This window comes from Georgenia sp. SUBG003, assembly GCF_000715355.2.
Lineage (GTDB): Bacteria > Actinomycetota > Actinomycetes > Actinomycetales > Actinomycetaceae > Georgenia.
Window position 1 is genome coordinate 592,177 of the sequence record NZ_CP180204.1, and the last position, 26,412, is coordinate 618,588.

Here is a 26,412-nt window from a genome sequence, read left to right on the forward strand (position 1 = left end):
CTACCTCGGCGGGCACCTCGCCTACGCGCAGGGCGTGGCCGTGAACCGTAACGCCGACCGCACGCCCAGACCCCGGGAGTGGAAGGACGCCGCGGCGGTGTCGGACCTCGACGGCGGGACGCTCCGCGTGGAGGTCTCCGGCCAGCCGGTCCTGCTCACGCGCCACGACGGCGAGCTCTACGCCACCGGCGCGGTGTGCTCACACATGGGCGGCCCGCTCGAGGAGGGCGAGATCGAGGACGGCTGCGTCGTCTGCCCGTGGCACGGCAGCCACTTCCGACTGGCCGACGGCGAGGTGGAGCGCGGCCCGGCGACGGTCGGGATCCTCTCGTACGACGTGCGGGTCAGCGGCGACCGGGTCGAGGTGCGCGCCCGCGGCTGAGCGAGCCCGTGGGCAAGAACGCCCGACCGGTAAGTGGTCCTGCGCAGGTGAAGTCCGCCTAGACCGACTTCACCTGCGCAGGAGCACTTACGGAGCGCGACCCGATGGTGCGGCCGTGCCATCAGGACCAGCTGGGCGCGGTGCCGGCGGGTCAGCGGCGCGTCAGACCCAGCCGAGCGCGATGACGATCAGCAGCTGAGTGACGAGGAACCCGCTGACGAGGTTGAGCCAGAGAAAGCGCCGCCACCCGGGCCGGGCCCGCTCGCACTCGGCGTCGTCGAGGTTCCGGAACGGTGCGATGCTCACCACGTACAGCAGCGGGACCACGGCGGCGAGCGCGCCCGGCCAGCCCGCCAGGAGCATGACGACGGCGGACAGCGCGTAGCCGGCCATCGCGGCGCGCACGGTCCGCCGGGCGCCGAGCCAGGTGGCGACCGAGGCGATGCCGCCCTCCCGGTCGGCCACGATGTCCTGCACCGCCCCGAACGCCTGCGACGCCATGCCCCAGAGGAAGAACGCCGCCATCGCGGCCACCACCGGCCGGCTGGGCTCCGCCCCCGCCAGCGCGAGCCCGAAGACGGCGGGGCTGACGAAGTGGGTCGCCGACGTCGCCGAGTCCAGAACCGGCTTCTCCTTGAACCGCAGACCCTTGGCCGAGTACGCGACGACGGCGAAGACGGACACCGCCAGCACAGCCGTCGACGCCGCCGACCCGACGGCCACGAGGTACGCCAGGAACGGCAGGTTCGTGAGGGCGGCGGCGACGAGCACCGTGCGGTGCCAGCGCCGGTCGAGCACCACGCCCTCCACGCCGCCCTTGCGAGGGTTGCGCAGGTCGGACTCGTAGTCGAAGACGTCGTTGATGCCGTACATCGCCAGGTTGTACGGCACCAGGAAGTACAGCGTGCCGACGACGAGCGGCAGGTCGACCCTGCCGGTGGTCATGACGTAGGCGGCGGCGAACGGGTACGCGGTGTTGATCCAGCTGATCGGCCGGGAAGCACCGAGCAGCTGGCGCACGGCGCCGCCGGGCGCCGGGCGGGAGGTGGCCACGGCGCTCACCGGCGGCCCTCGCTGAACCGGTCCGCGGAGGACGGCTCCCCCCACCGGGGCGGCCGGGTCCGGCGCCCGGCGGGTGCGCCGTCGTCCGAGAACCTCCCACAGCGCGGGCAGCAGAAGCACGGCGGCGAGCGGCCAGGCGAAGTCCTCGACCGGCGTCAGCCCGACCCGCACACCAGAGAGCATGGATTCGTCGTAGCGGAAGAGGTCGGCGGCGATCATGACCGAGTCGAAGACGGCGGTGAGGATCACCAGGGCGAGGCCCACGACCACGACGCCGAGCCGCCAGCGGCGGGACGGCCGCACGACCAGCTGGCAGACCGCCGCGACCACCGTGCAGCCGAGCAGGAACGTCAGGGCGAGGTCGGCGTAGGTCATGACGCACCCCCCGGCCGCTCGGTGGTCCGGGGCGTCCCGGCGGAGCGGGGCGGCACATGGTCGCGAGGGGGCCCGGAGACAGCCTCGGACGCGCCCAGGGCGGTCGGCCCGGGCTCGCGCACGACGGTGGCCTCGGGCGAGCGCACCACGAACCGGCCCACGAGCCCGTGCAGCACCATCGTGAGGTAGCAGAGGAACGTGATGAAGACGAGCTCCTCGACCGGCAGGTGGGGCAGCAGCTCCACCCCGCTGAGCGCCTCGCCCTGGCCGCGGCCGTAGAAGCCGAGGCCGATCGCGACGAGGTCCCAGAGCAGGAACACCGCGACGCCGACGCCAAGCACCAGCGCGCCGCGGCGGGCGTCGGCGAAGAGGAACAGCCGGAACCGGTGGTCGAGCAGAACCATGCACCCGAGCGGGACGAGGAGGCAGACGAGGTAGAACCAGTTCATCGCGGCACCGCCGTCGGCTCGGTGGTGCGGTCCCCGCGCAGCCGCTTGAGGAGGATCTCCGCGCTGATCAGGCACATCGGCAGGCCCACACCCGGGATGGTGCTGGACCCGGCGTAGAGGAGCCCGGCGACGCGCCGGGAGGCGTTGCGCCCGCGCAGGAACGCGCTCTGCCGCAGCGTGTGCGCCGGGCCGAGCGCCCCGCCGGACCAGGCGTTGAGGTCCGCGGCGAAGTCGCCCGTCGCCGCCCTGGTGATGGCGCGGCGGAGCCGGCGCGGCTGACCGGGCCGCAGGCCGCCGGGCCCGGCTTCTGCGCACGCCGGTGGGTGTCCTGCCGGCCTAGAGGTCGACGGCGGGCATCTCGACCGTGTCGCGGTCGAGGAACGCCCGCTCGTCCGGGCGGTGCCGCAGCACCTTCTCGACGTAGGACCCCACGGCCTCGTGCATGGGCACGTCCCGGGCCTGCTGCTCCGAGACGAACCAGCGGTGCTCCAACACCTCGTGGAAGATCTCGGCGGGCTCGAGCTTGCGGCGCAGGTCCCGCGGAACGGCGTGGACGGTGGGGTTGAAGACCTCGTCGAGCCAGTCGTGCGCCACGATGGTCAGGTCGTCGTTCTGCCGGTCCGTCTCTGCGCGGTAGCTCTCGAGGTCGTTGAGCATGCGCCGCGCCTGGTTCTCCTGCACGTCCAGGCCGGTCAGCCGCATGATCTGCCGGTGGTAGTGCCCGGCGTCGACGACCTTGGGCTGGATCGAGACGGTGGTGCCGTCCACGTCGGTGGTGATGGTGAGCTCGCCGACGTCGAAGCCGAGGTCGTTGAGGCGGTTGATGCGCTCGGTCACCCGCTGGCGCTCGGTGGAGCCGAAGGACTCCTCGCGCGTCAGCTCCGCCCACAGCGACTCGTAGCGGTCGACGATCTGGTTGCCGACCTCGACCACGTCGACGTCCTCGTCCAGCATCTCGCCGGCCTGGAGGTCCATGAGCTCGCCGATGATGTTCGTGCGCGCGAGGTCCAGGTCGTACCCGCGCTGGCCGGGCGTGAGGGACGGGTGGAGCTCCCCCGGTCTCCGCGTCGACCAGGTAGGCGGCGAGGGCACCGGCGTCCCGGCGGAACAGCGTGTTCGACAGCGAGACGTCGCCCCAGTAGAAGCCGAGCAGGTGCAGCCGGACGAGCAGCACGCTGAGGGCGTCGATGAGGCGACCCGCGGTCTCCGGGCGCATGTACTGGCTGAACAGGGCGCGGTAGGGCAGGGAGTACTGCAGGTGCTCGGTGACCAGCACCGAGTTCAGCTCCTCGCCGTCCGGCGAGGTGCGCCCGGTGATCACCGCGAGCGGCTTGACCGCGGGGGCCTCGAGGCGGCCCAGCGACCGCAGCAGCTCGTACTCGTGGTAGGCGACGGACTCGCCGATCTCCTTCACGGCGATGACCCGGCCGGAGAGCCGCACGAAGCGCACGATGTGGCGGGAGATGCCGCGGGGCAGGGCGGCGAGGACGTCCTCGGGCCACTCCTCGAGGGGCACCTCCCACGGCAGGTCGAGCAGCGCAGGATCCACCCGTGCGGCGGTGATCTGCAGCTGCTGTGCCATGAGGCCATTCTCCCCGGTCGCTCCACCGCCGCAGGCGGGCTCCGGGCTGCTCGAGGTGTGAGGTTCGCCCGGATCGCGGCGGCCGGTACGGCCAATCTACCGCCTGCACGAGAGGGGGGCGGGTCCGAGGACCCGCCCCCCTCACGACGACGTCGTACGGGTGCCCGCCGGAGCGGCGGGCGGCCGTGCTACTGCGGCAGGCGCCGGCCGGTCGCCGAGGAGAACACGTGCTGCTCGCCCTGGCGGATCCGGACGTGGATCTTGTCGCCCTTCATCGGCACGTCGCGCGGGTCGATGCGCACGATGATCTGGTCCGCGTCCTCGCCGGAGCCCAGGTGCTCGCTGAGCTCGCGCGAGCCGGCGAGCTCGCCGTAGACGAACGCGTCCGAACCGAGCTCCTCGACGAGGTTGACCGTCACCGGGATGCCGCCGTCGTGCTCGGGGACCCGGTCGAGGGACTCGGGGCGGAACCCGAGGATGACCTTGCCGTTGTCGGCGTCGGTCAGGGCGTCGATCGTGGCGCGCGAGAGCGGCACGTGCGCCTCGCCGAGCACCGCCTGGCCATTGTCGACGCGGAAGTCGCCGAGGTTCATGGCCGGGGAGCCGATGAAGCCGGCGACGAAGACGTTGGCCGGCGTGTCGTACATCTCCCGCGGGGTGCCGACCTGCTGGAGGAGCCCGTCCTTGAGGACCGCGATGCGGTCGCCCATGGTCAGGGCCTCGGTCTGGTCGTGGGTGACGTACACCGTGGTGACGCCGAGACGCCGCTGCAGCGAGGCGATCTGGGTGCGGGTCTGCACGCGCAGCTTGGCGTCGAGGTTGGACAGAGGCTCGTCCATGAGGAACACGCGCGGCTGGCGCACGATCGCGCGGCCCATGGCCACGCGCTGACGCTGACCGCCGGAGAGCGCCTTCGGCTTGCGCTGGAGGTACTCGGTCAGGTCGAGGATCTTCGCGGCCTCCTTGACGCGCTGCTCGATCTCGGCCTTCGGGGTGCCGGCGATCTTCAGCGCGAAACCCATGTTGTCCGCGACGGACATGTGCGGGTAGAGCGCGTAGTTCTGGAAGACCATGGCGATGTCACGGTCCTTCGGCTGGACGTCGGTGACGTCGCGGTCGCCGATGAAGATCCGGCCGGAGTTGACGTCCTCGAGGCCGGCCAGCATGCGCAACGAGGTGGACTTGCCGCAGCCGGAGGGGCCGACGAGGACGAGGAACTCGCCGTCGGCGACCTCGAGGTCCAGGGCGTCGACCGCCGGGCGCTCGGAGCCCGGGTAGATCCTGGTGGCTTTGTCGAAGGTGACGGAGGCCATGGTGATGTACATCCCTTCACCGGCAGGTACGTGCCGGACGATCCGTAGTGAAGAGTGCCGAGAGGTGTCCGCTCTGACACAGCGAACCGCCGCGGACACCGTGGTCCGCGACAGCTGCCGGACCCATAGTGGCACACGAATGTTACGGATGTGAGTCGTGGGTCCCTTGACGCAGCTCGACGAGGCGCACCAGGACGGCGGAGAACTCGTCCGGGTCGGCCACCCGGTACGCCGCCGCCGTGTCGCCGTCGCCCACCTTGACGGAGACGTCGCCCTCGCCGAGCACGACGAACGCGTCCTCGTCCGTGGTGTCGTCACCGGCGTAGAGGACCGCGTCGGCGCCGAGCGCGGAGCGCAGCTGCACCAGCGCGTCGCCCTTCGTCACCTCGAGGACGGCTATCTCCACGACCTCCTTGCCGACGACGACGTGCACGCCCGCCCGGGACGCCGGACCGGCGAGAGTGCGCTCGGTGAGGCGCTCACCGGCCTCTCGCTCGGCCGGCCGGGTGTGGAGGACGACGGCGGCCGGCTTGACCTGCACCCACGCGCCCTCGACCTGCGCGGCCAGGGCCTCGGTCTCGCGCAGCACCTCGGCCTTGAGCCGGGTCTGCTCGTCCGTCAGCTCGACCGGCTCGGCCTCGAGGGTGGTGCCGCCGTCGGGGGAGTCGGCCACCCGGCCCCACTGGGCGCCGTGGGAACCGATGACGCGGGTGCCCGCGGGCACGCCCGCCAGGGCCACCAGGTCGCCCGCCTCGCGACCGGAGACGAGGACGACCTCGACCCCCGGCAGCTGGGTGAGCCCAGCGACGGCCTGCGCGGACACCGGCAGCATCCGTGAGGTCGTCGGGTCCAGCACGATGGGCGCGAGGACGCCGTCGAAGTCGAGGGCGACGAGGATCCTGCCTTGGGCCGCGAGCTCGCGCAGGGCCAGGTCGAGGGACTCCTCGAGGTGCGCGGTGAACAGCGGCGCGGCGACGCCGGGGCCGGGGACCCCGGCGTCGTGGGTGGCGGCTGCGCCGTCGTCCCCGGGGGAGCCGGGGCGGGACGCGCGCGGGTCGTCGGCGGGTCGGAGAGTCACCGGGCGGCCTCCTGCGGGCTGGGGACGGACACGGGGGCGGCGGCCATGGGACTGGGGACGGACATCGCGAGGTAGCCGAGGAAGTCGTCCGCCCAGCGCTGCACGTCGTGCTCGAGGACCCGACGGCGCATGCTGCGCATCCGGCGGCGTCCCTCCCGGGCCTCCATCCCGATGGCACGCATGACGGTCGCCTTGGTCCCGTCGATGTCGTGGGGGTTGATCTGCAGCGCCTGGCCCAGCTCGTCCGCGGCGCCGGTGAACTCCGAGAGCACGAGCGCGCCGCCGAGGTCGGACCGCGCCGCCACGTACTCCTTGGCCACGAGGTTCATGCCGTCGCGCAGCGAGGTCACGAGCATGACGTCCGCGGCCCGGTACAGGGCCGCCATCTCCTCCATCGGGTAGGAGTGGTGCAGGTAGTGCACCGCCGCACGGCCGAGCGTGCCGAAGTCGCCGTTGATGCGGCCGACGGTCACCTCCACCTCGTCGCGGAGCTGGCGGTACTGCTCCACACGCTCGCGCGAGGGGCTGGCCACCTGGATCATGCACGCCTCGGGCACGCGCAGCTGGCCGTCCTCCAGCAGCTCGCCGAACGCCTTGAGCCGGTGACGGATGCCCTTGGTGTAGTCCAGGCGGTCGACGCCCAGGAGCAGCACGTCCGGGCTGCCCAGCTCCTTGCGGATCTCCCTGGCACGGGCCAGCACGGCCGGGGTCCGGGCGAGGGCGTCGAAGGAGGCCGCGTCGATGGAGATGGGGAACGCCTGCGCGCGCACGGTGCGGTCCGGGCGCGACCAGCGGCCCGGCACCGTCACCTGTGGGCCCTGCACCTTCAGGTCGGTCAGGCGGCGCACCGCCCGCAGGAAGTTCGACGCGTCGCCGGGGCGCTGGAAGCCGACGAGGTCCGCGCCGAGCAGCCCCTCGACCACCTGCCGGCGCCAGGGGAGCTGGGTGAAGATCTCCACCGGCGGGAACGGGATGTGGTTGAAGAAGCCGATCTTCACGTCCGGGCGCAGCAGCCGCAGCACCGAGGGGACCAGCTGGAGCTGGTAGTCGTGCACCCACACGGTGCCGCCCGGCGCGGTGGCCTCGGCGGCGGCCGCGGCGAAGCGGCGGTTGACCGAGACGTAGGTGTTCCACCAGGTCCGGTGGAACTCGGGCGGGACGATGACGTCGTGGTACAGCGGCCACAGGGTGCCGTTGGAGAAGCCCTCGTAGTAGGCGGCGATCTCGTCCTCGCTGAGGGCGACCGGCCACAGCCGCATGCCCTCGCCGTCGAACGGCTCGTGCTCGAACCCGGCCTGGCCGGACCAGCCCACCCAGGCGCCGTCGTTCTTCTGCATGATCGGCGCGAGCGCCGTGACGAGGCCCCCCGGCGACCGTTCCCAGCTCAACGACCCGTCCGTCGCGACGGTGATGTCGACGGGGAGGCGGTTGGCCACGACGACGAACTCGTGTTCTCCGGCAGGCACGGCGATCTCTGCTCCTTCTCGGGGTTTACCGCCACCGTACCGGCGTGGTGGTCGCCACGCCCGGTGGGAGACCGGCGGGGACGCGCCGGAGCCGGGGGTCCGCCGGCGCTCGCGGTAGGTAGCGTTGAGGCATGACGGAGCCGGGGCAGCACGTGCACGAGGTCGGTGGCTACCGGCTGCTGCGCCGCCTCGGGGCCGGCGGCATGGGCACGGTCCACGAGGCCGTCGACGCCGACGGGCGCCGCGTGGCGCTCAAGCTGCTCCACCCCCACATCGGCACCGATCCCCAGGCCCGCCGCAGGCTCGCGCGGGAGGTGTCCCTGCTGCACCGGGTGCGCGACGCGGGCGTCGCCCGGGTGCTCGACGCCGAGGTGGAGGACGCGGAGGCGTTCGTCGTCACCGAGCTGGTCGACGGCCCCACCCTCGAGGAGGACGTGGCGGCCGACGGACCCTTCTCCCCGGACGAGCTGTCGAACCTCGCCCACGGGCTGTCCGAGGCGCTGCGTGCCATCCACGCGGTCGGCGTCGTCCACCGCGACCTCAAACCGGGCAACGTCATGATGTCCGAGCAGGGCCCGGTGGTCATCGACTTCGGCATCGCCCAGGTGGCCGACGACGCCCGGCTCACCCAGACGGGCATGGTCACCGGCACCCCGGGCTACCTCGACCCGGAGGTCATCGCCGGCGCGGAGCCGGGCCCGGAGTGCGACTGGTGGGGGTGGGCCGCCGTTCTCGTCTTCGCCGCCACGGGCCGGCCGCCGTTCGGTCGGGGTCCCACCGGGGTGGTGCTCGCCCGGGTCGCCACCGGGCAGGTGGACGTCGACGGGCTGCCCGAGCTGACCGCGCGGGCGCTGCGGGCGGCGCTGGACCCCGACCCGGCCCGGCGTCTCGACCCCGACGGCGTGCTCGCGGTGCTCGACCGCACCTGGGGCGACGACCAGCTCACCCAGGTGATCGGAGCGACGGCCGCGGTAGCCGGGCCCGCCGGGGTGGCGGCGTCGTCCGGACCAGCGACGGCCGCACCGCCGGCGGGAGCCGGGGCCGCCGACGTTCCCACGGCCGCGCCGGGCCTCGCCACCACCCCGTTCGGTGACGGCACGCGGGCGTTCCATGACGGCGCCCGCGACCGAGGCCCGCGCCAGCCGGCCCACCAGCGCCGGGCCCGGCCGGCGAGGACTCCAGGACCTGCGCCGCAGCGACGTCAGACCCGACTCCGCCGCGGCCTGTGCCGCACGCACCCACGGATGCTCCGGCGCCCGCACCGACAGACCCGGCGCCTCGTCCCACCACGGCAGCCCCCGGGCGACCCGCACCAGCTCCGCCGCGGCCGCCACCGCCGACAAGCTTCCCGCTGCGGGCGCGTCCGCTCCTTCTGGGCCCGACCGCGAACCGGCGATGGTCGACCCGCACCTGGCATCGACGTCCACCTCGGACGGGTCCGCATGCAGCGCGAGCTCCGCCAGCATGCCCCGCCAGGACATCCGCGCCTGCAGCGCTACCGACCGCCCGACCGGCAGCACCTCGATCGCCACCGGCGCCGGCTCCGCCGCACGCCACGCCCCCCGGCACCGGATCCGGATCCGGTCCCTGAGCAGCCGCTGCAGCCTCGTCGTCGAACATGCGTACAACGTTAGCGGCGGCCTACGACATCGAGTGCTGCACCAACGTCCTCGCAGGTCAGGGCTGTGGAGAGCGTCCGACCGCCCGTAACGAGCCGTGCGGTGACGCGTATGACTCCGGCGCAGGCGACCTCGAACCACACCCGCCGGCGGCTCAGGCGACCTCGAACCGCACCCGCCGCTCGGGGACGTCCACGTCGACGAGACGGACCTGCACCGCCTCCCCCACCGGGAGGTTCTTGCCGTCCACACGCCCCTCGACCGCGGGCGAGCTCAGGACCACCGTGCCGCGCTCGGCTGCGCCGTCCTTTCCGCCGTCGTCGCTCTCGACGATCACCCCGGCGAACGTCTCCCCGACACGGTGCTGCAGCACGAGCGCCTCGAGGGCGTCGACGGCGCCGCGCTCGTACGCGTTCGCCCGCCTGGCGCTGCGTGCCATGGTCGCCGGCAGCCCCGGCAGGGCCTCGAAGACCCAGGCCGGCACGTCCTCACCCGCGCAGTGGGCGAGGCAGATCTCGAGCCCGTACCGGTCGACCAGCCGACGCAAGGGAGCGGTGACGTGCGCGTACTCGGCCGCGATGGCGGCGTGCCGGGTGGTGGCCTGGTCGCCGCCGGTGTCGTCGCCGACGCCGAGGGCCAGGTAGCCGGCGCCTCGGAACAGCCTGGTCGCCTCGTTGAGGAACGCGGCGTGGGCGGGCACGGCCGAGTCGAGCGTCCGGACGAGCTCCGCGTAGGACGTCCCCCGAGGCCAGTCGACACCCAGCGCCGCGCCGGCCCGGCGGAGGCGCCGGACGTCCCGGGGGTCCGCGTCCGGAAGGGTGCGGAGGATCCCGACGCCCGCCTCGCGCATGAGACCGGCGGCCGCGATGCCCGTCAGCAGGGAGATCTGCGCGTTCCATCCCTCGACCGGCAGCGTCGCGCGGTACGACAGCGCGTAACCGTGAGCGTTGCGCTCGACGTGCTGCTCGGGGATGTCGAGGGAGACACCGCCGCGGTCGCGCTCCAGCTGCTGGCGCAGCTCGCCGACCGCGCGCAGCAGTTCCGGCAGGTTCGTCGGACTGCTGCCGGGAAGCTCCCGTTCGCCGTCGGCCGCGGCCTGGACCTGCTCGTAGGTGAGCTGGGCGCGCGAGCGCACGACCGCCCGCTCGACGCGGGCTTCGCTGAGCTCGCCCGACGCGTCGAGGCGCAGGTGCCACAGGCAGGCGGGCCGGTCCTGGTCGGGGAGGAGGCTCGCCACGCCCGCGCTGAGCACGGTCGGGTGCAGCGGGATGGATCCGGTGGGTCCGTAGACCGTCACCCCGCGCTCGTGGACCTCCTGGTCGAGCGCCCCGCCGGGCTCGACGAACGTGGCGAGCGACGCGATGGCGTAGCGCACCAGGAAACCCTCACCGTCCCGTTCGATGTGCAGGGCCTGGTCGAGGTCGCGCGAGCCGGGCGGGTCGATGGTGACGAACGGGACGTCCGTGGCGTCGGTCCCGGGCAGCGGCACGTCGGCGGCGGCCTCGGCCTCGGCGAGCGCCGCGGACGAGAACTCTGGCTCGAGGTCCAGCTCGTCCCGCAGGCTTCTCAGAGCGACGTAGAACTCGTCGGGCGCGGCGGTGTCGAGCGCGAGGTGTCGGCTGGGCACGGTTGCACCCTATTGCGGGTGGCTGACCGCCGCCCCCGGTCGCTGAACGGCAGCGCTCTCCGGCAGCGGCGTCAGGCCTCGGGAGGCGTGCGACGTCCCGCCGTGCGAGCGTCGCGTCGCCTGACGGAGCGCCTGTCGAGCACGACGGCAAGCCCCGCCGCGGCGAGACCGAGCACGAACCCCAGGAGGAGGAAGAGGATCCAGAAGAGGTCGGACGGCGAGTACTGGCTCGGCGGGGTCAGCAGGGCGAGGAGTCCCGAGACGACGGCGGCCAGGGCCACGCCCGCGAGGACGAACCGGCCGTAGCGGGGTGCGCGGCGGACGGTGCTCCGGTCGACGACGTCGGCGACGCGGACCTCTGGCTCGGCAGGGGCGTCCGCTGGCTCGGCAGGGGCGTCCGCTGGCTCGGCAGGGGCGTCCGCTGGCTCGGCAGGAGCGTCCGCCTGGGGGGGCATCGGGCTCGCCGCCTCCGGCAGCAGGGGACGCGGGCTCCGCCGTCGGCGGTTCGTCGGGCGTACGGGCGGCCTGGGGGTCGTCGGGGAGAGCCGGTCACGAAGAGAACCTACCTGCCCGGGTGATGAGCGGGAGAACAGGGCCCAGGTCCGCCCGGGTGCCCGACGCCGAGACCTTGCCGGAGGCGACGGCGTCCTCCCAGGCGAGGCGTCCCGTGGCCAGGGCGAGCCACGTCGTCGCGTCGGTCTCGACGACGTTCGGAGGGGTGCCCCGGGTGTGCCGGGGCCCGGTGATGGCCTGGACCGCGCCCGCGGGCGGCACACGGACCTCGACCGAGTTTCCGGGCGAGCTCACGGCGAGCTCCTCGAGCGTGAACCGCACGGCAGCACGGACGACGGCGGACGTCGGCTCCGCTCCGGCCTCCTCCTGGGACCGCAACCAGCTGGTGAGGGCGGCCATGCCCTTCGTGGGGTCGATTCGTCGGCGGGGTGGCACGGACACACGGTAGCTCCGATGAACGCGGCACCAGGCGAAGGGCCCAGCACCAGGCGAAGGGCGCGGCACCAGGCGAGGGGCGCGGCACCAGGCGAAGGGCCCCGCCCACCGGGTGGTGGACGGGGCCCTTGGCAGTCAGGTGCGGTGCGCCGACGTCAGCCGACCGTCGAGCGGCGCTGACGCGCCAGCGCGAGCATCAGGCCGCCGAGCAGCGTGAGCGCCGCGGCGCCGATGATCCCCGCGCGAGCGTCGGCACCCGTGTCGGGGAGCGTGCCCCGGGTCGAGTCGTCGACAGGAGTGACGACCGCCTCGTCTCGTCCGGCACCGTCTCACCCGGCTCGTCGTCGCCACCCGCCGGCGGCACGACGGCGCCGGACTCGGTCACCTCCAGGCCCAGCGAGACGGACTGCATGCTGTCCTCGGTAGCCCCGAAGACCATCTCGAGGAGCACCACGTCGCCCACCTCGTACTCCGCGAGGTCGGGGACGGTGAAGGCCACGCGAGCCCTGCCCGTCTCGTCCGAGTTCGGGGTCACCGTGAGGTCGACGGGGAACTGGCCCAGCTCTGCCCCGTCGAAGTACAGGGTGACGAACTCGGGCTTGGGCTCGCCGGACGTGAAGGCCAGCGAGGAGAGCTCGACGACGACCTCCTCGCCGCTCGTGACCTCGCCCGACACGTCGGTGACGAAGGTGACACCGATGGACCGCTGCGTGTAGTCGGGAGACAGCACCTCGGCCGCCGAGATGTAGTCGGCGATGGCGTCCCGGTCGATGTAGCCGGTGTCGTTCAGGTTCGTGCCCTCGGTGAAGACGGAGAACGCGTCTCCACCCGCGGCGAGGAAGTTGAGCGTGGCGACCGTGTAGGTGCCCGCCAGGTCGATCGGCTCGCCGTTGATCTCGACGTGGAGGATGTGCTCGCCGATCTCCGCCGACGGCTCGTAGTAGTAGGTCACGTCGCCGCTCAGGCCGAGCCGCAGGAGCGAGCGGTCGCCGTCCTCCTCGGGGATCCGCCACTGCTGCTCCAGCATCGTGACGATCTGCTCGCCGGTGAGGTCGACGAGCGCGACGGTGTTGCCGAACGGCGCGAGCGTGGCGACCTCCGAGTAGGTGACCACCCCGTCGCCGTCCTGGTCCAGGTCGGCCCGGAGCCCGCCCGGGTTGACGACTCCCAGGTCCACGGCCTGCCCGAGGTCCTCGGCCTTCCACCTCAGCGCCTCGGCGACCAGGTTGCCCAGCGTGGACTCCGTGCCGCGGTTGGCGCCCGTGTCCTCGCCGTTGTTCGTGCCGCGGTCGAACGCGCCGGAGACGGTGCCGACCTCCACGGAGCCGAGCTCCTCGGCGTCGGCGAGGGCGGTGTCGACCGTCTGCGCCACCTCGGCGTCGATCGGCCCGGTGCCGTCGACGGCCACGATGCCCTGCCGGGCGACGGCGACCTCGTCCGTCTCGGGGTTGTACTCGAGGGTGAGGTGGGCGATCTGCTCGCCGCCGTTGACGGTCTGCAGGACCGGGATGCCGTTGACCGTGGTGTTCACCTCGGCGTGGCTGTCACCGGTGAAGAGCGCGTCGACGACGTCCGTGTCGAGTCCGCCCGTGAGGGAGGCTCCGGCTCCGGCGTGGACGAGCGCGACGACGACGTCGGCCTCTTCGTTCGTGTCGTCGTCGACTCCGTCCGAGAGCTCGGCGGCGGCCTCATTGACCGCGGCCGCCTCGGCCGTGAAGGTGATGCCCTCGATCCCCGCCGGGGAGACCTTCGTGCTGGTCGAGGTGGTCACGGCGCCGACGAATCCGACGGTGACGCCGGACGGGGACTCCCAGACGTGGTACGAGGCGAGGTCGGGGCTCTCGCCCTGGACGTTCGCACCGAGGTACTTCCAGTCGGCGAGGCCTGCGACCCGGCCGGACAGGTCGTCGTAGCCCTGGTCGAACTCGTGGTTGCCGACCGCGGAGGCGACCAGCCCCATCTCGTTCAGGACCTCGATGGTCGGCACGTCCTCGGCGATGGCCGACTCGAAGGCCGAGCCTCCGATGTTGTCGCCGACCGAGACGAACACCGAGTCCGGGTTGGCGACGCGCTGCGCCTCGACCCGGCCCGCGATCTCCGGGGCCTGCTCCAGCGCGCCGTGGAAGTCGGTGATGGCCATGATGTCGAGGGTGACGACGCCCGTTGCCGGGTCGACGCTCTGCGGGGCGACCACCTCGGCGGGTGCCTCGGCGCCCTCGGCGGGCTGCGGGGAGGGCTCGGTCTCCTCGGCGGCCGGCGGCTCCTCCGCCGGCACGTCGGCGGTCCCGGGCGCCGGAGCGTCCTCGACCGGCGGAACCTCGGCGGGCACGTCGGCCGGCGCCTCGGGCGCGTCTGCGACGGGAGCGCTCGCCTCGGCGGCCGGCTCTGCCGGCGCCGTCGTGGCGGTCTCGTCGTCGGCGGGCGGAGCGACCTCGGCGGAGGCCGGGACGGCGGTCAGGCCCAGGGCCGACAACGAAAGAACGCCCAGCGCTGCGGCTGGACGGGTGAGTCTGGACGCGCGGCGACGCGCTCGATCGTGAGACATCGGATCCTCTTGCTTCCGGAGGGACGGAACAGCCGAAGCGTAGCGGCCGATTTCATCCTGGAAAGCCATAGCGGACCGACACGCCCCAGAAGTTCACGAACCGTTCTCGCGTCCGAAACTCTGTCCCGCTGTCGCCGGGCCGGGGGCACGCGAGCGGCGGCCACCACGTCGACGGCGCCCTGACGGATCGGGACCGTCGTCGGCACCGGCGGCGTGCTCGGTCCGGGCCGCGGGCACGCGAGCGGGCCAGGCTGGGGGCACGGGGGGGCCCGGCCGGCACGGCTGCCGGCCGGGCCCTCCCGCCGTTGGGGAATCCTCGACGCGGTCCGGTGTCAGCCGGCGACCGGGACCAGCTCGTTCACCCGGTCCGTCCCCGGAGGCGCGAGGTCCGGGTGCGCGCCCAGGTAGGCGATAAGGGCGTCGAGATCCTCGCCGGCGCCGATACGCTCGCTCGCCGGGATCTCCCGGAACACTGTGAAGCTGTCCCCTCCGTCGGCGAGGAAGTTGTTCACGGTCACCATGTAGGTCGCGTCCGTGTCGATCGGGACGCCGCCGAGCCGCATGTTGGTCACCTCGATGCTGCCCGGCGTGCAGATGCGGCCGTCGAGCTCACGGGAGACGTCGTAGGTGAAGCCCTCGGACACCCCGAGGTGCAGGTACCGCGACTGACACTGCTGCTCCAGGACCCGTCGCACCTGGTCACCCGTCATCGGGATCGTGCTCAGCAGGTTCCCGAAGGGCTGCATGGTGAAAGCCTCCCGGTAGGTCACCACACCGTCGCCCTCGCCCCGCGCGGAGGAGGCGTACAGCAGGTCCGAGCGCACGCCGCCGGGGTTCATCAGGGCGATCTGCGCGCCGTTGTCCCGGGTGGCCCACAGCTGGGCGTCGGCGACCATGTTGTAGGCGTCGGACTCGGCGCCCCGGTTGTCGGAGCCGCCCGCCTCGTACTGCCGGGCGATGTCGGCCGCGATGGTGCCGACCTCACGGTCACCGACCACGTCCGCGAGCTCGCTCCACCTGTCGAGGATGGCGGTCTGCTCGGCGTCCCTGGCGACGTCCTGGGTGACGACGTGGTTGATGGCGGTGACCGCGTCCCGCCGCACGTCCTTGGTCGTCCGGTCGATGGTCAGGTTGATCTCGGAGATGACCCGTCCGAACGAGTAGGCGCTGGTGACGCGGCGCGGCTGGCCGGCCGGGTCGTCGATCTCGCAGTTGTAGGCCTGGTGCGTGTGGCCGGTGATGACGGCGTCGATGGCCGGGTCGAGCGCCTCGGCGATCTCGACGACCGGGCCCGAGATGCCCACGCACTGGTCGAAGGTGCCGGTCTGCGCTCCGCCCTCGTGCAGGAGGACCACCATCGCCTCGACCCCCTGGCTCCTCAGCTCCGGCACGAGCGCGTTGGCGGTCTCGACCTCGTCGTCGAAGCGCCACCCCTCGATACCGGACTGGGCGACCAGGGGTGCGGTGCCCTCGAGCGTCATGCCGATGAAGGCGACGCTCGCGCCCTGGAACTTCCGGATCTCGTACGGCGGCAGGGGCGTCTCATCCTGGGCGTTCTTGACGTTGGCGGCCAGCCACTGGAAGTCGGCGCCAGGGTAAGGCTGGTCCTCGAAGTAGCAGCCGTCGGCGTGGCAGCCTCCGTACTGCATGCGGAGCAGCTCGCTGACCCCCTCGTCGAACTCATGGTTGCCGACGCCGGCGATGTCGAGGTCCATGGCGTTGAGGGACTCGACCGACGGCTCGTCGTGGAAGAGCCCCGAGAGGAACGGGCTGCCGCCGATGAGGTCACCCGCCGCCACCGTCACGCTGTTGCGGTGGCCCTCGCGGAGCCGCTGGAGGTGCGTGGCGAGGTACTCGCTGCCGCCCGCCGGGCTGCTGCCCACGCTGCCGGGAAGGCCCGGCTCGAGGTGGCCGTGGTAGTCGTTGATGGCCAGGAGCTGGACCTCGACGTCGCCCGGTCGGGACCCGCTCACCGGCGGAGCGGCCGTCGCCGACGAGGCCAACAGGGCGAGACCGGCGAGAGCCGTACCGGTCAGGACGACGGTTCTCCTCACCGTGCCCGTGCTGCTTCTTGCTGACATGACACTCCTTCGGGTCAGTCGTGCTCGGTAGCGCCGAACCTAGCGCTGCGGACCGGTGCCGTCTGAACGATGGTGTCGGCTTTTCCCGCCGGACGGACCGGACCGGCCACCGATGTCGCAGCGCGCCCCCGCCTGCTAGACCTGTGCGGTGACCTCGTCCGTGGGTGCACCGGATCCGGACGCCGACCGCGCCCGGTGGCGCGCCTTCGCCGTGTGTCTGGGCGCGGGCTTCATGACCCTGCTGGACGTCTCGATCGTCAACGTCGCCCTGCCGTCCATCGAGGCGTCGCTCGGCGCGCGCCCCAGCGACCTGCAGTGGATCGTCGCCGGCTACACCCTCGCGTTCGGGCTCGCGCTCGTCCCGGCGGGCCGCGTGGGCGACGTCCTGGGCCGGCGCGGGGCGTTCGTCGCCGGCCTGGTCGGGTTCGTCGTCTTCTCCGCCGCGTGCGGCCTGGCGACGTCGGCCGGGATGCTCGCGGTGATGCGCCTCCTGCAGGGAGTCAGCGCCGGCGTGCTGAACCCCCAGGTGATCGCGCTGATCCAGCAGCTGTTCCGCGGGCCCGAGCGGGGTCGCGCCTTCGGCCTCTACGGAGCCACCGTCGGCATCTCCACGGCCACGGGCCCGCTGCTCGGCGGGATCCTCATCGCGCTGTTCGGGCCGGGTGAGGGCTGGCGCTCGGTCTTCCTCGTCAACGTCCCCATCGGCGCCGCGCTGGTGCCGCTCGCCCTGCGGTACCTGCCCCGCGAGGAGCGCGGCCGTGGCGGCCGGCTGGGGATCGACGTCGTCGGTCTCGGGCTCATCGGGGCGAGCGTGCTGTGCGTCATGCTCCCCTTCGTCAGCACCGCCGGAGGCCCGGACCGGACGCCGTGGTGGCTGTTCGCCGGAGGGCTGCTGAGCGTCGTTCTCCTGGTGCTGTGGGAACGCAGGACGGAACGTGCCGGCGGCTCGCCGGTGATCCCCTCCGCACTGATCCGGACGCCGTCGTTCAGCTTCGGCGCGGTGGTGGGCACCTCGTACTTCGCCGGGTTCACCGGCATCTTCCTGGCCGGGACGCTGTACCTGCAGGCGGGCCTGGGGCTCACCGCGCTCCACGCGGGGCTCGTGCAGACGCCGTTCGCCCTGCTCGGCGCCCTGTCCGCCGCCCGCAGCGGGAGCCTCATGCAGCGGTTCGGCCGCTGGACCGTCGTGGCCGGGGTCGTGGTGATGGCCGTCGGGATCGTCGGCGTCGACGTGACGGTCGCCTCCGTGGAGGGGCCGCGCGCCGCCGTCGCCATGGCCGCCTGGATGGCGCTGGCCGGGCTCGGCAACGGCGTCGTCATCTCGCCCAACCAGACCCTCACGCTCGCCGACGTCCCGGTGTCCCAGGGCGGCACCGCCGGCGGGCTGCTGCAGACCACCCAGCGCATCGGCGCCTCGGTGGGGGTCGCCGTCGTCACGTCGGTCTTCTTCGCCACCCTGGCGGGCGGCCGCGGAGGTCTCGCCGACGGCTACGGGCCGGCGCTCAGCGTCGGGCTCCGGGTGACGCTCGCGCTCCTGGCGGTGGCGTTCGTCGTCTCCGTCGTCGACGCCCTCCGACGGCGTCAGGACGCCGTCAGCGAAGGTGCTCCTCCACCCGCCTCACCTTCTCGGTCAGCTGACCGGTGAAACCGGGCCGGATGTCCGCCTTGATCACGAGGCTCACCCTCGGGCTCGTGGCCGCGACGGCCTCGGTGGCGCGCCTGATGACGTCCATGCACTCGTCCCACTCGCCCTCGATCGTGGTGAACATGGCGGTGGTCTCGTTCGGCAGACCCGACTCGCGCACGATGCGCACCGCCTCGGCGACGGCGGCGCTCACCGAGCCGTCCGGGGTCTCGGCGGTGGTGGGGGCTACTGAGAAGGCGAAGAGCATGGGCCCAGACTAGGACGCCGACTCAGCCCGTCAGGGCGGCGACGGCGGAGCGTGCCGCCTCCACCAGGGCGGCGTCCGTCGCGGCGTAGCCGTCCGGGCCGCCGCCCGGACCTGCCGGCCCGGCGTCGGAGACCACGGTCCGCGCCGAGAGGTGGACGGCGTCGACCCCGGCGGCGGCGAGGGCGGGAACGTGCTCCGGCCGCACCCCGCCCCCGGCGGTGATCTCGATCCGGCCGTCAGCCGCCCGCGCGAGGGCGGCCAGCACGTCGAGGCCCTCGAGCGCCCGCGGGGCGCCGCCGGAGGTGAGGATCCGGCCGACGCCCAGGCTTCCGAGCTCCTCCACCAGCGCCGCAGGGTCCCGGCGGTACACGCCGAGCAGGACGTCGACGCACCGGTGCACAGTGACCGGGCGCCCTTCCGCCGCACGCACGAGGGCCTTCATCGCGTGGCGGTCCAGCGTCTCGCCGTCAGCGGCGAGCGCCCCCCACGACGACGCCGGCCGCGCCGGCGTCGACCAGCGCCTCCACGTCCCGGACCATCACCGAGACCTCGGTCGCGGAGTAGAAGAAGCCGCCCTCCCGCGGCCGCACCAGCGCGTGAACCTCCGGACCGACCGCCGTCGCCAGCTCCGTCACCCCCGACGCTGGGCGTCAGGCCGCCCACGCTCAGCGCCTGGCAGAGCTCCACCCGGTGCGCGCCGCCCGCGTGAGCGACGCGCACGCCCTCGACGTCCTGCGCCGTGATCTCGAGTCTCATCGAGGCCATCGTCGCGCAGGTGACGGCAGCAGGCGCCCCGGCGCGCCCGGGGAGACGCGAGGGGCGGCCCGCGTCACGGACCGCCCCTCGGTGCCGCGCGCCGGTCAGCCCGCGGTGACCGCGTCGAGGGCGTTGACGATGCCCTCGCCGTAGAACCCGTTGTCCGTCGCGTCGCCGCCGCACAGGCCCGCGTCCGCGGGGCAGCCGGTGTCGTCGGCCTGCTCCTCGAGCAGGGCGACGAGCTCGTCAGGACCCGCGTCCGGGTGGGTGGACTTCAGCAGGGCAAGCACCCCCGCGACGTGCGGCGAGGCCATCGAGGTGCCGCTGAGGCGGGCGTAGCCGCCCCCGGGCCAGGTGGAGACGATGCCCGCACCCGGCGCGGAGACGTCGACGACGCCCTCGCCGAAGTTCGAGAACCCCGCCTTGTTGCCGTCCTGCCCGAGCGCGGAGACGGTCACGACACCGTCGAGCTCGGTCGGGATATCCTTGCAGGTGCTGTTGATCTGACGCTCGACCGCCGTGCCGTCGTTGGGGCTGGAGGCGTTGGTCGACTTGTTCGCGAGGTCGTACGCCGAGTTGCCGGCCGCGGCCGCGTGGACGACACCCCGCCCGGTGGCGTAGTCGACCGCGCGGCGCACGGCCTCCATGGCCGGGGCCTGGAACGGCTGGTCGCCGCACCAGAACTCGAACGGGTCGACGTAGTAGCTGTTGTTGGTCACGTCCATGCCGTGCTCGGCGGCCCAGACGAAGCCGCAGATCGCGTACTCCGGGTAGATGTAGCCGTCGTCGTTGACCACCTTGACGGAGGCCATCCGCACGTTCGGCGCGACACCGACGACGCCCGCGCCGTCACGTGCGGCGGCGATCGTCCCGGCCACGTGCGTGCCGTGGCCGCTCGTGGTCACGCCCCACGCCTCCGGGGAGGTGTCGGGCCGACCCGCGGCCGTGCACCCGACCGACGTCGAGGCGTCGACCGACGGGGCGAGGTCCGGGTGGGCGGCGTCGATGCCGGAGTCGAGCACGCCCACCAGCACGCCGTCGCTGCCCTCGCTGACCTCGTGCGCCTCGTAGGCGTGCACCATGTCGAGGCTCCAGAGACCGCCCTCGCGGACCTCGGCGGCGTCGGCGGCGCTGGTGACGTCGCCCGCGTCGAGGCCGTCCACCCGGAGCTGGCGCTTGTAGGGCGCGGCCCCACGGTCGCCCGGCGTCGTCTCGCGCCCGAGGTCGGGCGTCCCCTCGGACACCGCGGCCGTGCGGGTGGGCCCGGCCGACTCGACGGGCGTGCCGGGGCCGGTGGGCAGCTCGTCCAGGAACTTGGCGCTGGTCGAGTGCGCGACGACCACGCCGATCTGCGGCCAGGACTGGACGACGACGCCGCCCGCGTTCTCGACGGCTCGCTCGGCGAGCCGGGTCTGCCCCGGGTTCGCCACGTCGAGGTTGACGACGTAGCTCATGAGCGTGCCGTCCACGATGTCGATCGGGACGGGCGTCGAGGCCGGTTCGTCCGCGGCGGGTGCCGCGTACGCAGGTCCCACGGTCGAGGCGAGCAGCGCGGCCGAGGCGGCCAGCGTCACGCCGAGACGGGACGGTGCGGTGAAGCGCATGGATCCCCCTTTGAATCCGGTCGGGACCCCCTGTCCCGACCCGGTGCGCGACTCTAACGCCGGCCGCCGACACCGGAGCCGCACAGGCCGTGACCGGAGACGGCCTCTCCCGTAGATGCCTTGCCGCCACCGCCCGCTCGCCGGACACTCGACATGTCCGAGCCACCTGGGAGGATCGATCGGCATGAGCACGAACCCTGACGAGGCCGTGGGCCAGGCGGACGAGCCGGAGCAGGCGCAGGGCACCGCAGGCGCGAACGACGAGGCGGGCGGCGCCCCGAACCCGGAGACGGGTGTGGGGCTGGGCGCCGGCGAGCCGAACACCTTCGAGCCCGAGGAGGACCCGGAGGCCTGAGGGGTCAGACCACGCCCTGCTCGAGCATCGCGTCGGCGACCTTGCGGAAGCCCGCGATGTTCGCGCCGAGCACGTAGTCGCCCGGGCGGCCGAACTCCTCCGCCGTCGTGGCGCACTTGAAGTGGATGCGCTCCATGATGCCCTCGAGCTTGCTGGTCACCTCGGAGAAGGTCAGCGGCTCGCGGGAGGCGTTCTGCGCCATCTCCAGGGCCGACGTCGCCACACCGCCGGCGTTCGCGGCCTTGCCGGGGCCGAACAGCACGTGCGAGTCCTGGAACACCTCCACCGCGTCCGGGGTGCTGGGCATGTTCGCGCCCTCCGCCACCACGACCACGCCGTTCTTCACGAGCGTCTCGGCGGCGTGGTGGTCGAGCTCGTTCTGCGTCGCGCACGGCAGCGCGACCGTGCACGGCACGTCCCACACGCGCCCGCCCTGCACCAGGCGGGAGCCCGGCCGGCGCGCGACGTAGTCGGCGACCCGGCCGCGCTCGACCTCCTTGACCTGCTTGAGCAGCCCGAGGTCGATGCCGGCCTCGTCGACGACGTAGCCGGAGGAGTCGGAGACCGTCAGCACCTGCGCGCCGAGCTCCTGCGCCTTCTCGACGGCGTAGATGGCGACGTTGCCGCTGCCGGAGACGACGACCCGCTGCCCCTCCATCGCCTTCCCCGCCGTCTGCAGCATCCGGTCGGCGAAGATCACGACGCCGTAGCCGGTGGCCTCCGTACGACCACGCGAGCCGCCCCACGGCACGCCCTTGCCGGTAAGCACGCCCATCTCGGCCCGGTTGGTCAGACGCTTGTACTGGCCGTACAGGTAGCCGATCTCGCGCCCGCCCACCCCGATGTCCCCGGCAGGGACGTCGGTGTGCTCGCCGATGTGGCGGTGCAGCTCGGTCATGAACGACTGGCAGAACCGCATGATCTCGCCGTCGCTGCGCCCGTGCGGGTCGAAGTCCGAGCCGCCCTTGCCGCCGCCGATCCCCCGGCCGGTCAGGGAGTTCTTGAAGATCTGCTCGAAGCCGAGGAACTTGATGATTCCCAGGTTCACGCTGGGGTGGAAGCGCAGCCCGCCCTTGTACGGGCCGAGCGCGGAGTTGAACTGCACCCGGAAGCCGCGGTTGACCTGGATGCGGCCGGCGTCGTCGACCCAGGGCACCCGGAACATGATCTGGCGCTCCGGCTCGACGATCCGGCTGATGACGGCGTGCTCGCGGTACTCGGGGTGCTTCTCGACGACCGGGTCGAGAGACTCGAGGACCTCGCGGACGGCCTGGTGGAACTCCGCCTCGCCGTGGTTGCGGCGGATGACCTGGTCGTACACGTCCTGAAGCTCGGGCAGCATCGTGGTCTCTCTCGTGGGTGGCCGGCGGTCAGCCGAAGTACCTGGGCATGGTGGCGGACGAGGCCTGCCGGAGCTCGTCCACGGGAAGGGTGAAGGCGCCGTCGACCGCGAGCGCGGCGGAACCGGTGGTGCCGATCCGCGCGGCGGGCACGCCGTGCTCGGCGGCGAGCGCCTCGAGCCGCGGCGCGTCCTCCGGGGCGACGGCGACGAGAGCCCGGGCCCCGGACTCGGCGAAGAGCAGGGTGGCGAGGTCGACGCCGTCGCGCGCGGCGACGTCCGTCAGCTCCACCTCGGCGCCGACGCCGAACCGCGTGACGGCGTCGACGAGCGCCTGGGCCAGGCCCCCTGCGGAGAGGTCGTGCGCGGCGCGGGCGGTACCGTCCGCGGCGCCGGCGACCGCGGACCGCGCGACCCGACCGCGGACCGCGCGACCCGACCGCGGACCGCGCCACGACGGCGGACCGCGCCACGACGGCGGCCGCGTCGGTCCGACGACGCCGCCGGACGCAAGGAGGCCGTCCCCGACGGGGGACGGCCTCCTTCGTGCGCGGACGGCGGGGCGGGCCTGCTCCCGCGGCGCCGCACGGGGTCGGTCAGACCCTGGTCCTGCCCCGGGAGACGAAGGACATGATCAGCGAGATCACGAGGACGGCGATACCGATCCACAGGAGTACCTTCGCGGCCTCGACGGCGACACCGAGGATGAGCATGACGACGCCGACGATGATGAGGATGAGCCAGATGTTCACGGCACGACCCTTTCTGTTCAGGGGCAGAACGGGAGGTCCTGCCTTCACGATGCGCCAAGCGTTCCAGCACCGCGGGCTGACCGCATCTTGAAACGGTTCTGACGCGATTTCACCCGCGGCCGACGAACCACTTCCTCAGCATCGCGATGCGCGCCTCGATCTCGTCCGTCCGCGCCAGCGCCACCTCCGGGCCGCCGCAGCGGCTGCGCAGCTCGGTGTGCACGACGCCGTGCGGCTTGCCGGAGCGGCGCGACCAGGCCGAGACCAGGCTGGACAGCTCCTTGCGGGCCGCCTGCCGGCGCCGGTGGTCGTCCACGCCCGCGTTCGCCCGGCGTGCGGCCTCGGCGCCGGCCTGGCGCTTCTGCGCCCTGATCTGCTCGGCCTGGCGGGCGCGCAGGAGCGTGGCCACCTGCTCGGGCTCGAGCAGGCCCGGCAGTCCGAGGTACTCCTGCTCCTCGACGGAGCCCACCTCCGCGCCCGTGCCGAACTCGCCGCCGTCGAAGAGCACCTTGTCGAACGAGGCCTGCGCCTCGAGGGCCTCGAAGCCCGGCAGGAGGCCGTCGCTGGCCTGCTCGGTCCGGTTGGCCGCGGCCACGAGCGCGTCCTCGGGGTTGTAGAACGCCCCCTTCTCCTCGTCGGTGAGCACCCGGTCCAGCGCGTGGTCGCGCTCGATCTCGAGCTCGTTCGCCAGCCCCAGCAGGTGCTGCACGGACGGGAGGAAGACCGACGCCGTCTCCCCCCGGCGCCGGGCGCGCACGAACCGCCCCACCGCCTGGGCGAAGAACAGCGGGGTCGAGGTGGCCGTGGCGTAGACCCCCACTGCGAGCCGAGGCACGTCGACCCCCTCCGACACCATGCGGACGGCGACCATCCACCGCTGGTCCCCGGCCGCGAAGTCCTCGATGCGCTGGTTGGCGCCGTCGTCGTCGGAGAGCACGGTGACGGCCGGGTCGCCGGTGATCGAGTGCAGGATCTTGGCGTAGGCGCGGGCGGCCGTCTGGTCGGTCGCGATGACGAGGCCGCCGGCGTCGGGGACGCTGCGCCGGACCTCGGTCAGCCGCTGGTCGGCGGCCTGCAGCACCGCGGGGACCCACTCGCCCCTGGGGTCCAGCGCGGTGCGCCAGGCCTGGGCGGTCATGTCCTTGGTGAGCGGCTCGCCCAGGGTGGCGGAGACCTCGTCGCCGGCCTTGGTGCGCCAGCGCATCTGCCCGGAGTAGCTCAGGAAGATGACCGGGCGGACGACGCCGTCCCGCAGGGCGTCGCCGTAGTTGTAGGAGTAGTCGGCCTTCGAGCGGCGGATGCCGTCCCGGTCGGGCACGTACTCGACGAACGGGATGGCGGACGTGTCGGAGCGGAACGGCGTCCCCGTCAGCGCAAGACGGCGCCGGGCGGGCTCGAACGCCTCCCGCACGGCGTCGCCCCAGCTCAGGGCGTCACCGCCGTGGTGGATCTCGTCGAGGATCACCAGCGTCGGCTCGGCGCTGGTGCGCGCCCGGTGCAGCGCGGCGTTGGCCGCGACCTGCGCGTAGGTCAGGGCCACGCCGTCGAAGCTGGCACCGTGCCGCCCCTGCGCGTTCCTGAAGCTCGGATCGAGCTGCACGCCCACGCGGGCGGCGGCGTCGGCCCACTGGGTCTTGAGGTGCTCGGTGGGGCACACCACGGTGATGCGCCGCACGACGCCGCCGGAGAGCAGCTCGGTGGCGATCCGCAGCGCGAAGGTCGTCTTGCCGGCGCCGGGCGTGGCGACCGCGAGGAAGTCCTGCGGCTGCCTCTCGAGATAGAGCTGGAGCGCCTCGGCCTGCCACGCGCGCAGGCGTGACGCCGTCCCCCAGGCCGCGCGCGCCGGGTAGGCGGGCGGCAGGTGCTCGGCCGCGGCCGTCGAGACGGCGGCGGGTCCGGCTGGGGGGTTCGGCGTCGGCCTGCGCTGGTGCGGGGCGGTCACTCCCCGCTTCCCGACGAGCCGCCCTTGCGGCCGAACGGCCAGCCACGGCCCTTGCCCGAGCCGGAGCCCTCACCGCCGTTCATACCCTCGTAGATGGCCTTGCACGTCGGGCACACGGGGTACTTGCGCGGGTCACGGCCGGGCGTCCACACCTTCCCGCACAGCGCGACCACGGGCTGCCCGGAGACCGCGGAGGCGGTGATCTTGTCCTTGCGGACGTAGTGCGCGTAGCGCTCGTCGTCACCGGGCGAGACCTGCTCGCGAAGCTCCTCGCGCTCGAGCACCCCGGTGCCGCCGGCCGGCGAGGACGGCGCTGCGGGTTGCTGCGGGCCGGACGGTGAGGAGGGGGTCGTCGAGCTCATGCGGACAGTCTAAGCACGCTCCGACGGCAGACGCGGGGCACCCGCGTCACAGCCCCTGCCACGCCGGCTTGCTCCGGAAGACCTCGCGGTAGTAGTCGCCGAGCTGGAGGCGTGACGCGGCGGCTGGGTCCAGCAGCACGGTGGCGCGCGGGTGGTGCTGCATCACCGTGGCCGGCCACATGGCGCTGACCGCTCCCTCGACGAGGTGGTGGACCGCCTCGGCCTTCCCCGCGCCGGTCGCCACGAGCACGAGATGCCGGGCGGACATGATCGTGGCGAGGCCCTGGGTGAGGCAGTGCCGGGGCACGGCGTCGATGTCGTCGTCGAAGAAGCGGGCGTTGTCACGTCGCGTCTGCGAGGTGAGGGTCTTGATGCGGGTGCGCGAGGCGAGGGAGGAGCCCGGCTCGTTGAACGCGATGTGCCCGTCGGTCCCGATCCCCAGGATCTGCAGGTCGACCCCGCCTGCCTCGGCGATGGCCGCCTCGTACGCGGCGCACGCGGCCGGGATGTCCTCGGCGTTGCCGTCCGGGCCCTGGACGGCGCCGGGCGCGAAGTCGACGCGGCCGGCGATCTCTCTCTCGATGACGTTGCGGTAGCGCTCGGGGTGGTCCTCCTCCAGGCCGACGTACTCGTCGAGCATGAACGCACGGGCACGGGCGAAGGAGACGCGTCCCGCCTCGTGACGGCGGACGAGCTCGTCGTAGATCGCCAGCGGGCTCGACCCGGTGGCGAGGCCGAGGACGGCGTCGGGCCTCTCCCTCAGCAGCCGCTCGATCTCGTCTGCGACGAGCGAGGCGATCGCCTCGGCGTCCGGCTGGATGACGACCTGCACGAAGGACCTCTTCTCCTCGTCGCGACTGTTCCGCCGGTCACGCTACCGGCC

Annotated in this window: 23 protein-coding genes and 4 pseudogenes; 4 read left to right on the plus strand and 23 right to left on the minus strand. The window is 73.1% G+C overall.

Features of this window, described 5'->3' with window-relative positions:
- The first annotated feature begins 34 nt into the window (after positions 1–34).
- Positions 35–382 (plus strand): Rieske (2Fe-2S) protein, encoded by a 348-nt coding sequence (locus DA06_RS02750; protein ID WP_418606824.1) that lies wholly within the window; start codon positions 35–37, stop codon positions 380–382.
- Positions 383–544: 162 nt separating this feature from the next.
- Here the strand turns inward: DA06_RS02750 and DA06_RS02755 are convergent, their stop codons facing one another.
- The 6 genes and pseudogenes from DA06_RS02755 to DA06_RS02780 form a co-directional block, all read right to left on the minus strand.
- Positions 545–1,819, minus strand: a complete 1,275-nt coding sequence (locus tag DA06_RS02755) for a prenyltransferase (RefSeq protein WP_043497096.1) — start codon at positions 1,817–1,819, stop codon at positions 545–547.
- Entirely contained in the window at positions 1,816–2,268 is a 453-nt protein-coding gene (locus tag DA06_RS02760; RefSeq protein WP_418606825.1) for a lycopene cyclase domain-containing protein, read from the minus strand. The genes DA06_RS02755 and DA06_RS02760 overlap by 4 nt, the downstream gene beginning before the upstream one ends.
- A gap of 336 nt (positions 2,269–2,604) precedes the next feature.
- Positions 2,605–3,850 (minus strand): annotated as a pseudogene (locus tag DA06_RS02765) (DUF4032 domain-containing protein).
- 188 nt (positions 3,851–4,038) lie between these two features.
- The gene (locus DA06_RS02770; RefSeq protein ID WP_043497111.1) at positions 4,039–5,163 is read right to left on the minus strand and encodes an ABC transporter ATP-binding protein; all 1,125 of its coding nucleotides are present in this window, start codon (positions 5,161–5,163) and stop codon (positions 4,039–4,041) included.
- Positions 5,164–5,305: 142 nt separating this feature from the next.
- Positions 5,306–6,241 (minus strand): trehalose-phosphatase, encoded by a 936-nt coding sequence (gene otsB / locus DA06_RS02775; RefSeq protein ID WP_052436294.1) that lies wholly within the window; start codon positions 6,239–6,241, stop codon positions 5,306–5,308.
- Positions 6,238–7,707: an alpha,alpha-trehalose-phosphate synthase (UDP-forming) gene (locus DA06_RS02780; RefSeq protein ID WP_043497110.1), complete on the minus strand. Its 1,470-nt coding sequence runs from the start codon at positions 7,705–7,707 to the stop codon at positions 6,238–6,240. Before DA06_RS02780 ends, otsB begins: the two co-directional genes overlap by 4 nt.
- Positions 7,708–7,838: 131 nt before the next feature.
- On the opposite strand from DA06_RS02780, the gene DA06_RS02785 reads away from it, so the two are divergent.
- Positions 7,839–9,341: a serine/threonine-protein kinase gene (locus DA06_RS02785; RefSeq protein ID WP_418606826.1), complete on the plus strand. Its 1,503-nt coding sequence runs from the start codon at positions 7,839–7,841 to the stop codon at positions 9,339–9,341.
- Positions 9,342–9,480: 139 nt separating this feature from the next.
- Here the strand turns inward: DA06_RS02785 and DA06_RS02790 are convergent, their stop codons facing one another.
- The 6 genes and pseudogenes from DA06_RS02790 to DA06_RS02815 all read right to left on the minus strand — a co-directional run bounded on the left by DA06_RS02790 (position 9,481) and on the right by DA06_RS02815 (position 16,500).
- Positions 9,481–10,953 (minus strand): RNB domain-containing ribonuclease, encoded by a 1,473-nt coding sequence (locus tag DA06_RS02790; RefSeq protein ID WP_043497118.1) that lies wholly within the window; start codon positions 10,951–10,953, stop codon positions 9,481–9,483.
- Between the two features lie 71 nt (positions 10,954–11,024).
- Positions 11,025–11,408 (minus strand): hypothetical protein, encoded by a 384-nt coding sequence (locus DA06_RS02795; protein ID WP_052436295.1) that lies wholly within the window; start codon positions 11,406–11,408, stop codon positions 11,025–11,027.
- 94 nt (positions 11,409–11,502) lie between these two features.
- Positions 11,503–11,865 (minus strand): sterol carrier family protein, encoded by a 363-nt coding sequence (locus DA06_RS02800; protein WP_052436296.1) that lies wholly within the window; start codon positions 11,863–11,865, stop codon positions 11,503–11,505.
- A gap of 191 nt (positions 11,866–12,056) precedes the next feature.
- A complete protein-coding gene (locus tag DA06_RS02805; protein ID WP_418607853.1) occupies positions 12,057–12,137 on the minus strand; it encodes a hypothetical protein in 81 nt (26 codons plus the stop codon).
- A gap of 575 nt (positions 12,138–12,712) precedes the next feature.
- Positions 12,713–14,515 (minus strand): annotated as a pseudogene (locus DA06_RS02810) (5'-nucleotidase C-terminal domain-containing protein); the annotation flags it as partial.
- Between the two features lie 263 nt (positions 14,516–14,778).
- Positions 14,779–16,500, minus strand: coding sequence for a bifunctional metallophosphatase/5'-nucleotidase (locus DA06_RS02815; RefSeq protein ID WP_052436298.1), 1,722 nt, complete (start codon positions 16,498–16,500; stop codon positions 14,779–14,781).
- A gap of 175 nt (positions 16,501–16,675) precedes the next feature.
- Between DA06_RS02815 and DA06_RS02820 the strand changes: the two genes are divergently transcribed.
- Positions 16,676–18,172: an MFS transporter gene (locus tag DA06_RS02820; RefSeq protein WP_418606827.1), complete on the plus strand. Its 1,497-nt coding sequence runs from the start codon at positions 16,676–16,678 to the stop codon at positions 18,170–18,172.
- Here DA06_RS02820 and DA06_RS02825 read toward each other — a convergent pair.
- From DA06_RS02825 to DA06_RS02845, 5 genes and pseudogenes are all read right to left on the minus strand, one after another.
- The gene (locus tag DA06_RS02825) at positions 18,120–18,419 is read right to left on the minus strand and encodes a thiamine-binding protein (RefSeq protein ID WP_043497122.1); all 300 of its coding nucleotides are present in this window, start codon (positions 18,417–18,419) and stop codon (positions 18,120–18,122) included. The two genes, DA06_RS02820 and DA06_RS02825, sit on opposite strands and share 53 nt — an antisense overlap.
- A gap of 22 nt (positions 18,420–18,441) precedes the next feature.
- A complete protein-coding gene (locus tag DA06_RS02830) occupies positions 18,442–18,861 on the minus strand; it encodes a copper homeostasis protein CutC (protein WP_418606828.1) in 420 nt (139 codons plus the stop codon).
- Between the two features lie 25 nt (positions 18,862–18,886).
- The gene (locus DA06_RS02835; RefSeq protein WP_418606829.1) at positions 18,887–19,054 is read right to left on the minus strand and encodes a copper homeostasis protein CutC; all 168 of its coding nucleotides are present in this window, start codon (positions 19,052–19,054) and stop codon (positions 18,887–18,889) included.
- Positions 19,055–19,112: 58 nt separating this feature from the next.
- Positions 19,113–19,184, minus strand: a pseudogene (locus DA06_RS02840) (hypothetical protein); the annotation flags it as partial.
- A gap of 95 nt (positions 19,185–19,279) precedes the next feature.
- On the minus strand, positions 19,280–20,779 hold the full coding sequence (locus DA06_RS02845) for a S8 family peptidase (protein ID WP_043497124.1): 1,500 nt from the start codon (positions 20,777–20,779) through the stop codon (positions 19,280–19,282).
- 184 nt (positions 20,780–20,963) lie between these two features.
- On the opposite strand from DA06_RS02845, the gene DA06_RS02850 reads away from it, so the two are divergent.
- Positions 20,964–21,134, plus strand: coding sequence for a hypothetical protein (locus DA06_RS02850; RefSeq protein ID WP_418606830.1), 171 nt, complete (start codon positions 20,964–20,966; stop codon positions 21,132–21,134).
- A 4-nt stretch (positions 21,135–21,138) separates the two neighbouring features.
- On the opposite strand, the gene gdhA is transcribed toward DA06_RS02850, so the two are convergent.
- The 6 genes and pseudogenes from gdhA to nagB form a co-directional block, all read right to left on the minus strand.
- Positions 21,139–22,476, minus strand: coding sequence for an NADP-specific glutamate dehydrogenase (gene gdhA / locus DA06_RS02855; protein ID WP_043497126.1), 1,338 nt, complete (start codon positions 22,474–22,476; stop codon positions 21,139–21,141).
- Between the two features lie 28 nt (positions 22,477–22,504).
- Positions 22,505–22,861 (minus strand): annotated as a pseudogene (locus DA06_RS02860) (AIR synthase-related protein); the annotation flags it as partial.
- A 208-nt stretch (positions 22,862–23,069) separates the two neighbouring features.
- Entirely contained in the window at positions 23,070–23,225 is a 156-nt protein-coding gene (locus DA06_RS02865) for a hypothetical protein (protein WP_170037128.1), read from the minus strand.
- 109 nt (positions 23,226–23,334) lie between these two features.
- Complete coding sequence (locus DA06_RS02870; protein ID WP_043497132.1) at positions 23,335–25,167, minus strand: DEAD/DEAH box helicase; 1,833 nt, start codon at positions 25,165–25,167, stop codon at positions 23,335–23,337.
- Positions 25,164–25,529, minus strand: a complete 366-nt coding sequence (locus DA06_RS02875; RefSeq protein ID WP_043497134.1) for a DUF3039 domain-containing protein — start codon at positions 25,527–25,529, stop codon at positions 25,164–25,166. The genes DA06_RS02870 and DA06_RS02875 overlap by 4 nt, the downstream gene beginning before the upstream one ends.
- 46 nt (positions 25,530–25,575) lie before the next feature.
- A complete protein-coding gene (gene nagB, locus DA06_RS02880) occupies positions 25,576–26,361 on the minus strand; it encodes a glucosamine-6-phosphate deaminase (protein WP_043497135.1) in 786 nt (261 codons plus the stop codon).
- Positions 26,362–26,412: the final 51 nt, after the last annotated feature.

What these genes read in the sequence shown, in the direction of transcription:
- DA06_RS02755 (WP_043497096.1), bottom strand. Translation starts at nt 1,819, where the DNA reads ATGACCTACGCCGACCTCGCCCTGACGTTCCTGCTCGGCTGCACGGTG.
- DA06_RS02760 (WP_418606825.1), bottom strand. Translation starts at nt 2,268, where the DNA reads ATGAACTGGTTCTACCTCGTCTGCCTCCTCGTCCCGCTCGGGTGCATG.
- DA06_RS02770 (WP_043497111.1), bottom strand. Translation starts at nt 5,163, where the DNA reads ATGGCCTCCGTCACCTTCGACAAAGCCACCAGGATCTACCCGGGCTCC.
- DA06_RS02785 (WP_418606826.1), top strand. Translation starts at nt 7,839, where the DNA reads ATGACGGAGCCGGGGCAGCACGTGCACGAGGTCGGTGGCTACCGGCTG.
- DA06_RS02795 (WP_052436295.1), bottom strand. Translation starts at nt 11,408, where the DNA reads ATGCCCCCCCAGGCGGACGCTCCTGCCGAGCCAGCGGACGCCCCTGCC.
- DA06_RS02800 (WP_052436296.1), bottom strand. Translation starts at nt 11,865, where the DNA reads ATGGCCGCCCTCACCAGCTGGTTGCGGTCCCAGGAGGAGGCCGGAGCG.
- DA06_RS02825 (WP_043497122.1), bottom strand. Translation starts at nt 18,419, where the DNA reads ATGCTCTTCGCCTTCTCAGTAGCCCCCACCACCGCCGAGACCCCGGAC.
- DA06_RS02830 (WP_418606828.1), bottom strand. Translation starts at nt 18,861, where the DNA reads ATGAAGGCCCTCGTGCGTGCGGCGGAAGGGCGCCCGGTCACTGTGCAC.
- DA06_RS02845 (WP_043497124.1), bottom strand. Translation starts at nt 20,779, where the DNA reads ATGCGCTTCACCGCACCGTCCCGTCTCGGCGTGACGCTGGCCGCCTCG.
- DA06_RS02850 (WP_418606830.1), top strand. Translation starts at nt 20,964, where the DNA reads ATGAGCACGAACCCTGACGAGGCCGTGGGCCAGGCGGACGAGCCGGAG.
- gdhA (WP_043497126.1), bottom strand. Translation starts at nt 22,476, where the DNA reads ATGCTGCCCGAGCTTCAGGACGTGTACGACCAGGTCATCCGCCGCAAC.
- DA06_RS02875 (WP_043497134.1), bottom strand. Translation starts at nt 25,529, where the DNA reads ATGAGCTCGACGACCCCCTCCTCACCGTCCGGCCCGCAGCAACCCGCA.